Source organism: Rhodococcus sp. NPDC006774, assembly GCF_040636045.1.
In the GTDB taxonomy this organism is placed as follows: Bacteria; Actinomycetota; Actinomycetes; order Mycobacteriales; family Mycobacteriaceae; genus Rhodococcoides.
In genome coordinates this window covers 17626-30728 of sequence record NZ_JBEYIW010000023.1, presented here as the reverse complement: position 1 = coordinate 30728, position 13103 = coordinate 17626, and the positions used below count along the sequence as shown (strand labels likewise).

12 protein-coding genes are annotated in these 13103 nt (G+C 65.8%); 5 read left to right on the top strand and 7 right to left on the bottom strand.

What is annotated here, in order from left to right; all coding sequences use genetic code 11:
- Positions 1 to 39: 39 nt before the first annotated feature.
- From ctaD to ABZ677_RS23865, 4 genes are all read right to left on the bottom strand, one after another.
- Positions 40 to 1812 carry a cytochrome c oxidase subunit I gene (gene ctaD, locus ABZ677_RS23880; protein ID WP_206498360.1) on the bottom strand — a complete coding sequence of 591 codons (1773 nt, stop codon included), beginning with the start codon at positions 1810 to 1812 and terminating at the stop codon, positions 40 to 42.
- Between the two features lie 84 nt (positions 1813 to 1896).
- Positions 1897 to 2853: a M56 family metallopeptidase gene (locus ABZ677_RS23875; protein WP_206498359.1), complete on the bottom strand. Its 957-nt coding sequence runs from the start codon at positions 2851 to 2853 to the stop codon at positions 1897 to 1899.
- The gene (locus tag ABZ677_RS23870; protein ID WP_032382574.1) at positions 2850 to 3203 is read right to left on the bottom strand and encodes a BlaI/MecI/CopY family transcriptional regulator; all 354 of its coding nucleotides are present in this window, start codon (positions 3201 to 3203) and stop codon (positions 2850 to 2852) included. The genes ABZ677_RS23875 and ABZ677_RS23870 overlap by 4 nt, the downstream gene beginning before the upstream one ends.
- Before the next feature lie 25 nt (positions 3204 to 3228).
- Positions 3229 to 3891 carry a M23 family metallopeptidase gene (locus ABZ677_RS23865; RefSeq protein WP_358373992.1) on the bottom strand — a complete coding sequence of 221 codons (663 nt, stop codon included), beginning with the start codon at positions 3889 to 3891 and terminating at the stop codon, positions 3229 to 3231.
- Positions 3892 to 4219: 328 nt separating this feature from the next.
- On the opposite strand from ABZ677_RS23865, the gene ABZ677_RS23860 reads away from it, so the two are divergent.
- The gene (locus ABZ677_RS23860) at positions 4220 to 4387 is read left to right on the top strand and encodes a hypothetical protein (RefSeq protein ID WP_358373902.1); all 168 of its coding nucleotides are present in this window, start codon (positions 4220 to 4222) and stop codon (positions 4385 to 4387) included.
- A 141-nt stretch (positions 4388 to 4528) separates the two neighbouring features.
- Here ABZ677_RS23860 and ABZ677_RS23855 read toward each other — a convergent pair whose 3' ends face one another.
- Entirely contained in the window at positions 4529 to 6553 is a 2025-nt protein-coding gene (locus ABZ677_RS23855) for a cytochrome c oxidase assembly protein (RefSeq protein WP_121872701.1), read from the bottom strand.
- A gap of 191 nt (positions 6554 to 6744) precedes the next feature.
- Between ABZ677_RS23855 and ABZ677_RS23850 the strand changes: the two genes are divergently transcribed.
- Complete coding sequence (locus tag ABZ677_RS23850) at positions 6745 to 7668, top strand: cation diffusion facilitator family transporter (protein WP_121872700.1); 924 nt, start codon at positions 6745 to 6747, stop codon at positions 7666 to 7668.
- Between the two features lie 177 nt (positions 7669 to 7845).
- Here ABZ677_RS23850 and lspA read toward each other — a convergent pair whose 3' ends face one another.
- The gene (gene lspA, locus ABZ677_RS23845; protein WP_259468030.1) at positions 7846 to 8412 is read right to left on the bottom strand and encodes a signal peptidase II; all 567 of its coding nucleotides are present in this window, start codon (positions 8410 to 8412) and stop codon (positions 7846 to 7848) included.
- Positions 8413 to 8650: 238 nt separating this feature from the next.
- Between lspA and lnt the strand changes: the two genes are divergently transcribed.
- Genes lnt through ccsB form a run of 3 tightly spaced genes read left to right on the top strand, consistent with a single transcriptional unit; the run spans position 8651 to position 12752 of the window.
- Positions 8651 to 10132 carry an apolipoprotein N-acyltransferase gene (lnt, locus tag ABZ677_RS23840; RefSeq protein WP_259468181.1) on the top strand — a complete coding sequence of 494 codons (1482 nt, stop codon included), beginning with the start codon at positions 8651 to 8653 and terminating at the stop codon, positions 10130 to 10132.
- A 27-nt stretch (positions 10133 to 10159) separates the two neighbouring features.
- Positions 10160 to 11785, top strand: coding sequence for a cytochrome c biogenesis protein ResB (locus ABZ677_RS23835; RefSeq protein WP_183130250.1), 1626 nt, complete (start codon positions 10160 to 10162; stop codon positions 11783 to 11785).
- Between the two features lie 4 nt (positions 11786 to 11789).
- On the top strand, positions 11790 to 12752 hold the full coding sequence (ccsB, locus tag ABZ677_RS23830; protein WP_121870985.1) for a c-type cytochrome biogenesis protein CcsB: 963 nt from the start codon (positions 11790 to 11792) through the stop codon (positions 12750 to 12752).
- Positions 12753 to 12761: 9 nt separating this feature from the next.
- On the opposite strand, the gene ABZ677_RS23825 is transcribed toward ccsB, so the two are convergent.
- Positions 12762 to 13103, bottom strand: coding sequence for a DUF3703 domain-containing protein (locus ABZ677_RS23825; RefSeq protein WP_259468029.1), 342 nt, complete (start codon positions 13101 to 13103; stop codon positions 12762 to 12764).

Below are 13103 nucleotides of genomic sequence, written 5' to 3'. Positions count from 1 at the left end.
GGAGGGCGGTTTAGCGGTGGGTCACTTCTGCGGCGATAGTTATTTCACCGGGTCCGGCGGATCGGATCGTTCACGGCCGGCGATGGCTTCGGTGATCACTTCCGAGGGCGCGATCGAATCCGAGTGCGGGCCACCGACGTGCTGCTCGGCGCGGATGCGTTCGACCATGTGCGGATAGTGAAGCTCGAATGCCGGCCGCTCGGAGCGGATTCGGGGCATCTCGGTGAAGTTGTGCCGCGGTGGTGGGCAACTGGTCGCCCACTCGAGGGAGTTACCGAACCCCCAGGGGTCGTCGACGGTGACCACTTCGCCGTAGCGGTAGCTCTTGAAGACGTTCCAGATGAACGGCAGCGTCGAGGCTCCGAGAACGAACGATCCCACGGTCGAGACCTGGTTGAGGGTGGTGAACCCGTCGGACGGGAGATAGTCGGCGTAGCGGCGCGGCATTCCTTGCGCTCCGAGCCAGTGCTGAACGAGGAAGGTGGCGTGGAATCCGAGGAACGTCATCCAGAAGTGCCACTTGCCCAGTCGTTCGTCGAGCATGCGGCCGGTCATCTTCGGGAACCAGAAGTAGATGCCCGCATAGGTCGCGAACACGACCGTTCCGAACACGACGTAGTGGAAGTGCGCGACGACGAAATAGGTGTCGGTGACGTTGAAGTCGATGGGCGGGCTCGCCAGGAGCACTCCGGACAGCCCGCCGAAGACGAACGTGACGAGGAATCCGATGGAGAAGAGCATGGGGGACTCGAGGGTGACCTGGCCGCGCCACATGGTGCCGATCCAGTTGAAGATCTTCACTCCGGTCGGCACGGCGATGAGGAAGGTCATGAACGAGAAGAACGGCAGCAGCACGGCGCCGGTGGCATACATGTGGTGCGCCCACACCGCGATGGACAGAGCTGCGATGCCGACGGTGGCGTAGATCAGACCCTTGTACCCGAAGATGGGTTTGCGGGAGAAGACCGGGAAGATCTCCGAGACGATTCCGAAGAACGGTAGCGCGATGATGTAGACCTCGGGGTGACCGAAGAACCAGAACAGGTGCTGCCAGAGCAACGCCCCGCCGTTGGCGGGATCGAAGATGTGGGTGCCGAGTTTACGGTCGGCGAGCAGGCCCATCAGCGCCGCGGTCAGCAGTGGGAACGCCAGCAGGATCAGGATCGAGGTCACCAGGATGTTCCAGGTGAAGATCGGCATGCGGAACATCGTCATTCCCGGTGCGCGCAGGCACACCACGGTGGTGACCATGTTGACCCCGCCCAGGATGGTGCCCAGGCCTGCGATGAGCAGGCCCACGATCCACAGGTCGGATCCGATACCGGGGGAGTAGACGGCGCTGCTCAACGGGGTGTACGCGGTCCAGCCGAAGTCGGCGGCACCGCCGGGGCTGATGAACCCGGCGGTGGTGACCAGTGCGCCGAACAGGTAAAGCCAGTAGGAGAAGGCATTGAGCCTGGGGAAGGCGACATCGGGTGCGCCGATCTGCAGCGGCAGGATGTAGTTGCCGAAGCCGAAGACGATCGGGGTGGCGTAGAGCAGCAGCATGATCGTGCCGTGCATGGTGAAGAGCTGGTTGTACTGCTCGTTGGAGAGGAACTGCATTCCCGGGACGGCGAGTTCGGAGCGCATGATCAAGGCCATGAGGCCGCCGACGAGGAAGAATCCGAACGAGGTCACCAGGTACATCAGTCCGATGACCTTCGGATCGGTGGTGGTGACCATCGTGTGCAGGAACGACCCCTTGCGTGCCCCGCGGGGTGGATAGGGGCGAACCACCGGCGCAGCCGGAGGAGATGTCAGCGCCGTCATGGAACCACCTTCGAATCGCACGCGAATTACAGGACGCGTCCGACAGCCTAGCTCAAATACTATGTTGCATAGTATTTGGGTGGGTCAGGTCAGGACGGCCGCACATGCCGCGGCGGAGATCGCACTGAGGGTGAGGATTGCCATGGCGGCCGGCACCACGAGCGGCAGTACGGCGGCGGCAGCGTATGCGCCGGGCACTGTCCGGGTCGGCATCTGCGTGCTCGTATCGAGGTGATGGAGTCGTTCGGTGGTCGATTCGCCGATCAGGCCCAGTGCCCACAGTGGACGTGCAGAATGCGCCTGCGAGACCGTCGACAGTGCCGAACGTACAGCGTCGGCGCTGGTGACCGCGGCCGCGGACCGGTCCGCGGCGACCTCGACCAGAACCCGTACCGCTGCAGGTGCTGCGGCGAACAGGGGAACGCGAGGGAACGCCGCGGCCAGGATCTCGCAGATGTTGACGATGCGGTGGTGGCGCCCGCGCAGGTGGGCGCGTTCGTGTGCGATCACAGCTCGCTGTTGATCGGGATCGAGATGGGCGAGCAGGCCTTCGGTGGCCACGACGTAGCCGGGGCGACCGTCGATGCTGTAGGCCAGCGGGAGCGGGTGGTCGAGCCACATGATCGGTTCGGGTCCGGGGTCCGTACGCGCGACGACGGCGATGACATCGCGGTGATAGTCGCGGACTTTGGACCGGGCTCGAAGCTGACGGCGAGTCGAGCGCAGGACGCGCGCCGACGCCGACGCCGCGAGGACGACCGATGCTCCGGCGACCGCTTCGCCGATCCACGGCTGGGCCGCGTGTTGCAGTGAGCCCAGACAGCGGACGGCGAGTTCGACCATGCCCTCGGCGGGCGCATGGCCGGGCCAGAGCAACACGGTCACCGCGGATCCCACGAGAAACAGCACCCCGGCGATGCTGCCGATCCATGCGGTCAAGGCGAGAGTGGGGTTCACGGTGCGGGTGAGAGAGGTCAGCGGCCGCGGCAGGGCGACGGCCGCGATGATCGCCGCGAGGAGCAACACCAGCGCGACGATCACCGGTTCACGTCCGGCAGGTTCCCCCGCAGAGCGTCGAGCTCGTCGTCGGTGACGGTTTTCGCGAAATGCATCAGGACGGCGGCCGAGTCGGTACTGGTGTCGAGGATTTCGCGCAGCGCTTGCGAGGTGGCCTCCGCGCGCGACTGCACCGGGGAGTACAGGTACGCGCGTGACTGCTTGGTCCGCTCGACCCACCCCTTCTCGTGGAGATGGGTCACGACGGTCAGGATCGTGGTGTAGGCGGGGTTTCTGTCGGCCATGAGTTCACGCAGGTCGTGGACCGACTGCGGTCGATCGCATTCCCAGAGCACGTTCATCACCTCCGCTTCGAGATCACCGAGCCTTTTCATCGCCAGTTCTTCTTTCCTCGTCGTGTCAGGTGATATCGACTCCGCGTGCCGACAGCCACGCCGTCGGGTCGGACTTGGCACCGTCGGGTTGCCACACTTCGTAATGCAGGTGGGGTCCGGTGGATTGGCCTCGGTTGCCTACCGTAGCAATGAGCTCGCCGGCTTTCACACGTTGACCGGCGGTGACGAGCGCCTGGTCTATGTGGCCGTACACCCCGATCGTGCCGTCGTCCTGACGAATACGCACCCACAGGCCGAACCCTTGCGCCGGCCCTGCTTCGATGACCTCACCGTCGGTCACCGATACGATCGGCGTCCCGATCGTATTGGCGATGTCGAGTCCGTAATGCGTTGTCCCCCAACGTGGCCCAGAACTGGAGGTCAATGTGCCCGACACCGGCACCACCGAGAGCGGGCGCCGCGCCTCGGCATCGCGTGCAGCGCGCTCCGCCGCCCGAACTCCCCCCTCGGCGAGTTGCTCGGTCATGCGCTGCGCGACCCGGCCGACATCGAGATCGGGCAACTGCAACACCTGCGGGGGTGAGGCAACGACCGGGCTCGGCGGCAGGACGCCGGCGGGAGGTCGATCGATACTCGCAGCGCTGAGCGCCACACTGTCCTGCGACCCCGTGTTCGGAGCCGTCGCTGCCGCGGAAAGAAAGGCACCGACCGCGACCGACGCAGCGATGGCGCGGCCACCCGGCTTCGGCACCCGGCGGCGATGAAGTCCGCGGCGAGCACTTCGCGACACGGCCTGGACTACATCGCGGTCACCCTCGCCGTGCGTCGGCTCGTCCGGACCGGCCACGTGCGCCGCCCACATCGACGCGGTAGCGCCCGCGCCCGCGGTGTCCCAGGCGTCGCTGACCGCGTGAGCGGGTCCATCCGGTGCGGGCGTCTGCGCCGAGGGCGTGCGCTCGTCCTCCGACAGAGTCTCGGAGTACCCGGCATCGGCGGGCGACTCGGTCACGAAACGCGAGGGTGCGAACTCGGCCCGCCGATGACGGGGGCGATCGGTGAGCGCCAGCGGCCTGGTGCCGACGGGCATCGACATCACGCCGCCGCGCGCCGGCGCCGGCGCTGCGCAGTCGTCGTCGATCGGATCGGGTGTGCGGTGTCGGGCCAAGATCACAATCCTTGGTGGCTACGAGGCCGAGGCCTCGCTCGAGATAACGAAATGGTGACGGTCAGGCCACAGGTTACTACTATCGAGCATAGTTTTTCCATCCCGCTCGACCCGGATTCGCCCATACCGCTGGTCACGGTCCTCGGCAGGACATCCCGCGGGCTGCGGCGACCCTGACCGAGAACGGATTCTTCGGGTATCAGGGGTGATCCCGCCGAGAGGACAGGCCACCGAGCATGGTGTTGTACGCCTCGAGTTCGGTATCACCTTGATCGTCGACTCGGCGATCTCGTTGCCGTGCAGCGCTCTCGTCGGCCGCCGACCACCGGACCGCGGCGAGAACCGCGGCAGCGAGCAACGGCAACTCGCCGATGCCCCACGCCAGAGTGCCGCCGCGCCGCTGATCGGCCAGCAGGTCTGCGTTCCAATCCAGACGCAGTCCGCTGTAGAAGCTCGCTCCGAGCGCGGTCTCGAGATCGATCGTCACGACGAGGAAGAATGCGAACCCGGCCAGCGCGGTGATACTCGCGAGCAACTTCGTCAGTCCCGCGATCGGTCTCGGTACCGGGTCTTCGCCGACCGTGCCCCAGAACATCACCATCCCGACGGTCAGGAACCAGCCCTTCATCACCATGTGTGCCACATGAGAGTCGGCGACGGTGTCGAACACTGCGCCGGGGTAGAGCAGGTAGAAGCTGCTCAGAAACACCGTGGTGCTGACCCACGGGTGGATCGCGATCCGGGCTGCTCGGCTGTGCCATGCAGCCCGGAGCCATTCGCGCGAGCCCGGTGCCTCGGCTGCCGGCGCGGTCGGCAGGACCGAGGCGACCAAGGTGGCCGGTCGGCCGAGGACCAACAGCAACGGCACGGCGATGGCGACCGCGGTCAGTCCCGCCATGTGCACGCTGAACATCGCCGGGCTGTAGAGCCCGACCCCGGACGAGGTCGCCACGAGCAGCACCGCAGTGCCCGTCAACCAGCTCGCTGTCCACCGCCTCCGCCATGGCAGGCCTGCCCGCCGGCGGCGCCGCACGGCCAGCAGGTACAGGACGGCCGCGATCACCGCCGCGGAGCCGAACACCAGGTCGAAACGCCACTCGAACGCCAACCGCGCAGCGGTGGGAGGGCCGTCCAACACGTAGCCCAAGGCCTCTTCGTGCGCCTGAGGTAGCGAAGCGTCCTGCGGCGGGGGCGGGGGAGTGCGACCGAGTGCGACCGCCAGGCCCACTGTGGTGACGAGAACGAGGGTCTCGATCATCGACAACGTGATCAGGGATCTGCGGTTCTCGGGATCGTGAGCCAGAGCGCCGACCGTTCGTCGTCGCTGCATCCACCCGAGGGTCCCCACGATCGCCAGAGCTGCGATCTTCGCCAGTATCAGAGCGCCGTACGTCGAATCCCACAGCGACGTCACGGGTACTCGCACGGCAGCGTTGACCACTCCGGAGACCGCCATGATCACGAACGCAACCAGAGCGAGCGTCGAATAGCGGCGGGTCGCGACGGCGAGGTGTCCACCCCCGCGCAGCGCATGAGCGAGAAGTGCGAGGAGTCCGCCCACCCACAGTGCGGCAGCGAGGATGTGCAGAATCAACGAGTTCGTCGCGATGTCGTGATTGCCGCCGGTCGAGGAATGGCCGGTGACCGCGCGCGGGATCAACGCGAGCATCGACAGGGCGAACAAGGCGGGGGTCCACCGATGCCGCAACACCGCCGCGCATGCTGCGGCGGTGATCGCCGCGACCGCAGAGGTGATGGCCCATGCAGTGGAGGAATCGACATCGCCGATCGCACCGAGGAACTGCACCGGTTGCGCCGCAACGGATCCGACAGGTTGACCCGACGCATCCGAGAGCGTCAGCGGCACCAACGCCGCCGCGCACACCGCCCACACTGCGGAGGCCTTCGCCGCGGTGCGGACGGCTACGTACCCGTCGATGTCGAGCACACCCGACCTCTGAGGCGGAACGAGAAATGCTGCGAGGAGCAGCGAACCCGCCGCCACGACCGCGGCCACCTCGCCGATCGCGGTCAGCGCCGGAATCCCGAACGTGGTGACCGGGCCGGGATCGGGCAGACCCAACAGGACGAGCGCTTGGGACGTCGACATCGCGGCGAGCAGTGCAGCGACCACCGCGGCAATCACCGCGCACAGCACCATCACCTGCGATCCGGAGCGTCGATCCACTGCGCCGCGGGTCGAGCGGGCCGCTTCGGTGGCCATGGTGTCCGCCTCTTCCCGGTGGATCGTGTTTTCGTCATAGGCGCGAGGCAGTCCGACCTGCGCCGACAATGAACTACTACGAATGATAGTTGTACGAGTCCGGGCCGCCGGACGATCCTTCAACACTTGCATATATGCGCATATCGCAATATGTTGTCGTTCTGCGGACCGGACACGACGAAGGAGCAGCGATGGGGCACGGACACGGCCACGGGATCGAGCCGGGTTCACCGGCCAGCGCTTCCGGAAAACACCTCGGCCGACTGTGGATCGCCGTCGGCCTGGGGGCGGTCACCCTCGTGACGCAGGTCGTGGTCGGCCTGTCCACCTCGTCGCTGGCCCTGCTCTCCGATTCCGCACACGTGTTCACCGACGTGTTCGGGATACTGATGGCGATCGTGGCGATCACACTCGCGCAGCGACAATCGACCAAGGCTGCCCGCACGTTCGGGCTCTACCGAGCCGAGGTGTTCGCCGCATTGTTCAATGCACTTCTGCTGTTCGGTGTGGCCGGTTGGATTCTTTACGAAGCAGCGCAACGCATCTCGAATCCGCCCGAGGTCCCCGGCGTCCCGGTGATGGCGGTGGCCACACTCGGGCTCGTGATGAACCTCATCGCGTTCGCCTTGCTGCGCAGCGGCGCCAAGGACAGCCTCAACGTTCGGGGTGCGTATCTCGAGGTGATGGCGGACATGCTCGGCTCGATCGGCGTACTCGTCAGCGGGCTGGTCACCGTCCTGTTCGGATGGCGGTACGCAGATCCGGTCATCGCGGTCGCCATCGGAGTGTTCGTCCTGCCGCGCGCGTTCAACCTGGGCCGTCACGCCGTGCGGATACTGCTGCAGCACGCCCCGTCGGGCATCGACGTGGCAGCGGTCGAGAAGTCGTTGGCCGCCGTCGAGGGTGTCGAGGACGTGCACGACCTGCACATCTGGACCCTGACGTCCGGGATGGAGGTCGCGTCGGCGCATTTGACCGTGACCCCGGGTACCGCCTCACCGCCGGTGCTCGCTGCCGCTCAACAGGTCCTTCTCGATCAGTACAGTCTCGAACACGCCACGCTGCAGGTCGAACCTCCACGCGGTGAGGGGCGATGTCGGGAAGTGGCGTGGTGACAGGGAGCAGTCGAGGTCTTCGAAGTGGGTGAGGCGGGGTCGTGCGAACCCGCCGGCTCGGGTCACGCGGGGTCGTGAGACGGATCTGCGCGGCGCGGTCGGTGGTCCACAGGGACGTCCGTAGCGAGCACTGCACCGGCGACACGGCGAAGGAGCCGCAGACAGTGAGGTCCACGGTCAGGTGTGTGCGGCCGCCGAATCGGAACCGGGCTGCCTCTCGGCTGTATCCCGCACGAACACCGACGCACCGATCAGCACCACGACACCGCTGGTGATGTAGACATCGGCGAGGTTGAACGTCGGCCACCATCCAGTGTGGAAGTAGTCCGTGACCGCACCATCGACAAGCCGGTCGAGAACATTGGACAGGGCACCGGCGAGGATCAGTGCCAGCGCTGCCGTTGTCCACTGCTCCCCGTGCCGAGCGCTGTGCCATCCGTAGGCCGCGACCCCGGCGGTGATCGTCGCCGTGACCGACACGATCACCCATAGAGGCAGCGAATCGCCCAGGCTGAAGGCCATTCCGCGGTTGAAGGCGAGTCGCAGTTCGAGGACCGGTAGTGCGATCGGAGAGCCGGGCAACGCTTGTTGCGCCCAGTAGTCGACGGTCAGCGCGGTAGCGACCAATGTCAGCACGAGAGTCACTGTGTAAGCACGCACTCGCGTGGGAGACGTGGTGGGGGAGCGGTTCACGGATCCTCGTTCTCGGGTGTACCTCGGACGGGTGTTGCGCGTCGACGGCATGGGATCGGTCTCCACCGCAGAGTTGCCATAACTTCAAATACTATGCAACATAGTAATTGATGAACGGCAGAGACTTCTCCGGTACCGGCTGCACGCGAGTGCCGTCATGAGGGCCGCTCCTGACATCGAACCCGGACCTCGACCTCTCGGCTACGGCCCGAGCCGGGCGCGGTGGGTGACCGGCAGCAACGGAGTCCGCGCGTGGATCCGGCTCCTCGCCGTCGCGTCGTCCGGGCTGATGTTGTACGCCACGTTCCCTCCCGTCGATCTGTGGTTTCTCGCTCCCGCGGCGATTGCCGTGCTGGTGCTGGCGGTCCGCGGGCAGGGAGCGCTCGCGGGAGCCGGCTACGGCTTCGTCGCCGGCTCGGCGTTCTTCGTGCCTCTGCTGCCGTGGGTGGGGGAGTACGTCGGATCGGTGCCGTGGCTGGCGCTGGCCGTCGTTCAAGCCCTCTTCGTGGCGATGTTCGGCGCAGTAGCGGATCGGATGTCCCGACTGCCGTGGGGGCCGGTCTGGGTGGCGAGCGCCTGGGTGGCGATGGAAGCGGCACGATCTCGGATCCCGTTCGGCGGATTCCCCTGGGGCCGCATCGCATTCGGTCAATCCGACGGGCCGCTGCTGCCTCTGGCTGCGTTGATCGGCGCGCCGGGGTTGTCGTTCGTCGTGGTGCTGATCGGGTCCGCTCTGGCCGGTGCCATCGCTTCCGATCGCATCACCCGCAGAACTGCAGCAGCGTCGTGCATCGGTGCGGCCACTGCTGTAGGGGCGCTCGCGGTGGTAGCTCCACTGTTCGCTCCACCGCAGCAGGACACGGTCACCGTCGCCTTGGTGCAAGGCAACGTCCCGCGGCTCGGTCTCGACTTCAACGCCCAACGACGAGCAGTGCTCGACAACCACGTTCAGCGCACCATCGAGCTCGCCGACGACATCGACTCCGGCCGCGTACGCGCACCCGATCTGGTCATCTGGCCGGAGAACTCCTCCGACATCGACCCTCTGCGCAACCCCGATGCCGCCGCACGTATCGACGCCGCAGCCCGCGCCGTCGGAGTGCCCATTCTCGTCGGCACGGTGCTACGCCAGGGCGACGGCACCACCACGAACACCTCGATCGTGTGGGATCCCGCCAGCGGGCCCGGACAGATGCACGACAAGCGACAACTGGTGCCGTTCGGCGAATACTTGCCGATGCGCGCGATCGTCACGGCACTCTCTCCCTATGCCGCCCAAGCGGGAAACTTCACCCCGGGCCAGGGCAACGGTGTCGTCGACCTCGCCGGAGTGCCCGTCGCGGTGGCCACCTGCTACGAGGTCGCCTTCGACGCATTGCTCACCGACTCCGTTCGCGCCGGTGCCCAGCTGATCGCAGTGCCGACCAACAACGCCACCTTCGGTCGGACGAACATGACCTATCAACAACTCGCCATGTCGCGGGTGCGAGCGGTCGAACACGGGCGCAGCGTCGTCGTTTCGGCCACCAGCGGCGTCAGCGCCGTCATCGATGCACGCGGGGAGGTCGTCGAGCGCACGGAGCTGTTCACCCCCGCAGCTGTCGTCACCGAGGTGTCCCTGAGCGCCACGCTCACCCCGGCGACGATCACCGGCAGCGTTCCGGAATGGATTTCCGCCACCGGCGCTGTTGCGGCACTGGCGTTCTCGCTGCTGCGCCGACCACGCTCCACCACACCGAACACGCAAACTACTATGTCGCGTAGTATTTAGATGGTGGTCGGTGACGGGCGTGCGGAGATGACGATCGACGAACACCCCGGTGCGCACTCGCCGAGACTGGTGCGCAGAACAGTGGCGATGCTGCGCAACCGGTGGCGACAACTGACGTCGATGCGTACAGCGCTGGTGCTGCTGTTCCTCCTCGCCGCCGCAGCAATCCCCGGCGCACTGCTGCCGCAGCGCAATCTCAATACCCAGGCCGTCGATGCCTACATCGCCGCGCGCCCGGCTCTCGGGCCGGTGATGGACACACTGGAATTGTTCGACGTGTTCGCAAGTTCCTGGTTCACCGCGATCTACGTCCTGCTGTTCGTGTCCCTGATCGGCTGTCTGACTCCCCGGTTGATCGAGCACGGCAAAGCTCTGCGCGCACAACCTGTTCGAGTACCTCGAAACCTCACTCGACTACCGTTGCAGCATTCGGGCACCCTCGCCGGTGACCCCGAGAAGGTGATTGCCGACATCGCGCCGCACTTGAAAGGGTGGCGTACCGTCGTTCGGCCCGAGCCCGATGGGGCACTGACTCTCTCGGCCGAGAAGGGCTACACCCGCGAGGCCGGGAACTTGCTCTTCCACTTCTCTCTGATCGGTCTGCTCGCCGCTATCGCCATCGGCAAACTGTTCGGCTACGAAGGCTCGGTCATCGTCATCGCCGACAACGGACCCGGTTTCTGCAACACCTCTCCCGCCGTCTACGACTCCTTCCGCGCCGGCAACAGCACCGACGGCACCGGACTCGAGCCGTTCTGTATCCGGGTCAAGGACTTCACCGCCGACTACCTCGACAATGGTCAGGCCGAGATGTTCACCTCGAACATCTCCTACCAGAGCGCCGACGACATCGCCGCCGACACCTGGCGCGACTATCAACTCAAAGTCAACGAACCCCTCCGGCTCGGCGACGAACGCATCTACCTCACCGGACACGGCTACGCCCCCGAATTCACCGTCACCTTCCCCGACGGCCAGACCCGCACCGAAGCCCTGCAGTTCCGCCCCGACGACGCCACGACGTTCCTCAGCAGCGGCGCGCTGCGATTCGACCCACCCGGGGGGACCTACGCCACCGCCGACGAACGCCGCCGAGGCCAGATCGCCATCGAAGGACTCTTCGCGCCCACCGCGCAATTCAACGGAAACCTGCTCTCCTCCCGCTTCCCGGAATTGGTCGATCCCGCTGTGGCAGTAGACATCTACAAGGGCGACACCGGTCTCGACACCGGCATCCCGCAGTCGATCTTCTCCCTGGACCAGGAGATGATCAACCAGGGTCGGCTGGTCAAGCAGGACCGGGTCAACCTGCGGCCCGGAGAATCGACAACCCTCTCCGACGGCACCCTCGTCCGGTTCGACGGTGCCAAGGAATTCGCGAATCTCCAGGTCGGATACGACCCCGCGCAGCGGTGGGTCCTCGTGTTCGCGGTCACGATGATGACCGGACTACTGGTGTCCCTGGTCATCACACGCCGTCGTGTCTGGTTCCGGGCCCACCTTGGCGAACACGGTCTCTCGCGAGTGGACATGGGCGGCCTGGCTCGCACCGATCACGCCGGCTGGGGACCCGAATTCCAGACCCTCCGGTCACAGATCTGGCCGCAGACAACTTCGAGCGTCTCCGAGACCCACGACAGAGAAACGGTGTAACACCATGCCGATCGACGACACCCTCGCCCGTTGGAGCGACATCAGCTTCGAGACAGCCTTCGTGGTCTATCTCCTCGCAGCGATCGCATTCCTCGGCCAGCTCGCATCGACCCGTAGCGCGGCGCTGCACAATATGGAGCGACTGCGCACGCGGGTGATCGCAGTGACATCGACGACGCCAGGACGCATTCCCGATGCACCCCGGCGGGTTCCGTCCGAACGCATGGGCCGTACCGGACTCGGGCTGGTGATGGTGGCGCTGACGTTGCATGTCGGGTCGATCGTTCTTCGCGGGATCGCCGCCAGCAGGCCGCCGTGGGGCAACATGTACGAATTCGTCTCGGTCACCTGCGCGGCCGGTGTACTGGCTGCACTGGTGGTGCTGCGCTCCAAGCAGCTGCGCACCCTGTGGTTGTTCGTCCTGGTGCCGACGTTGATCCTCCTGTTCGTCGCTGGCACCGTGCTGTACGCCAACGCAGCACCGGTGGTACCGGCACTGCAGTCGTACTGGCTGCCGGTGCACGTCTCGATCGTCTCGCTCGGCAGCGGGGTGTTCTTGATCTCCGGGGTTGCGAGCGCGCTGTTCCTGATCCGCATGAAGCATCCCGAGGCCTCGGGGAGCAGAATGAGCCGAATCGTCGCCCGTCTGCCTTCCGCGCAGACACTGGACATCCTGGCGTACAAGACCACGATCTTCGCATTTCCACTCTTCGGCGTCGGCGTCATCCTCGGTGCCATTTGGGCCGAAGCCGCATGGGGCCGATTCTGGGGCTGGGACCCGAAAGAAACGGTCTCCTTCATCACCTGGATCGTGTACGCCTCCTACCTGCACGCCCGAGCCACCAGCGGATGGCGCAACACCCGCGCAGCATGGATCAACATCGCCGGATTCGTGGCGATGCTGTTCAACCTGTTCATCATCAACATGGTCGTCTCAGGCCTACACTCCTACGCAGGCCTGAACTGATGACTCCCGCTACGTGCCCCCCAGCGCGTCCGCAAGGTCCTGCGGAATGGGCATCGGCGACATCAGTCCCGCCTCGACCCGGCCGGTGTTACCGGCCGGGTATCGCCCCGACCACGATCCTGGAGCAGCGACCACGATCCGAATCAACTGGCCCCAGGATTCGCGCCGATCATGTTCTGTCACCGCAGCTTTCAACATCGCGGCGTGGTTGCGAGTATGCAACCACGGATAGGGCTGCGAGAGGATGTGTGCTCGTTCGAGGTGGTACCAGCGCACCTCTGTTGTCGATGCCCCTGCTGCTGCGGTCATTTCGATCTCGTAGAGCCTGCGTGCAGTTCGATCACCGCTCAC

Bases quoted from the DNA above. Each gene is read 5' to 3' on its own strand.
- ctaD (WP_206498360.1), bottom strand. From the start codon at position 1,812: ATGACGGCGCTGACATCTCCTCCGGCTGCGCCGGTGGTTCGCCCCTAT.
- ABZ677_RS23870 (WP_032382574.1), bottom strand. From the start codon at position 3,203: ATGAAAAGGCTCGGTGATCTCGAAGCGGAGGTGATGAACGTGCTCTGG.
- ABZ677_RS23855 (WP_121872701.1), bottom strand. From the start codon at position 6,553: ATGGCCACCGAAGCGGCCCGCTCGACCCGCGGCGCAGTGGATCGACGC.
- ABZ677_RS23850 (WP_121872700.1), top strand. From the start codon at position 6,745: ATGGGGCACGGACACGGCCACGGGATCGAGCCGGGTTCACCGGCCAGC.
- lspA (WP_259468030.1), bottom strand. From the start codon at position 8,412: ATGCCGTCGACGCGCAACACCCGTCCGAGGTACACCCGAGAACGAGGA.
- lnt (WP_259468181.1), top strand. From the start codon at position 8,651: ATGTTGTACGCCACGTTCCCTCCCGTCGATCTGTGGTTTCTCGCTCCC.
- ABZ677_RS23835 (WP_183130250.1), top strand. From the start codon at position 10,160: ATGACGATCGACGAACACCCCGGTGCGCACTCGCCGAGACTGGTGCGC.
- ccsB (WP_121870985.1), top strand. From the start codon at position 11,790: ATGCCGATCGACGACACCCTCGCCCGTTGGAGCGACATCAGCTTCGAG.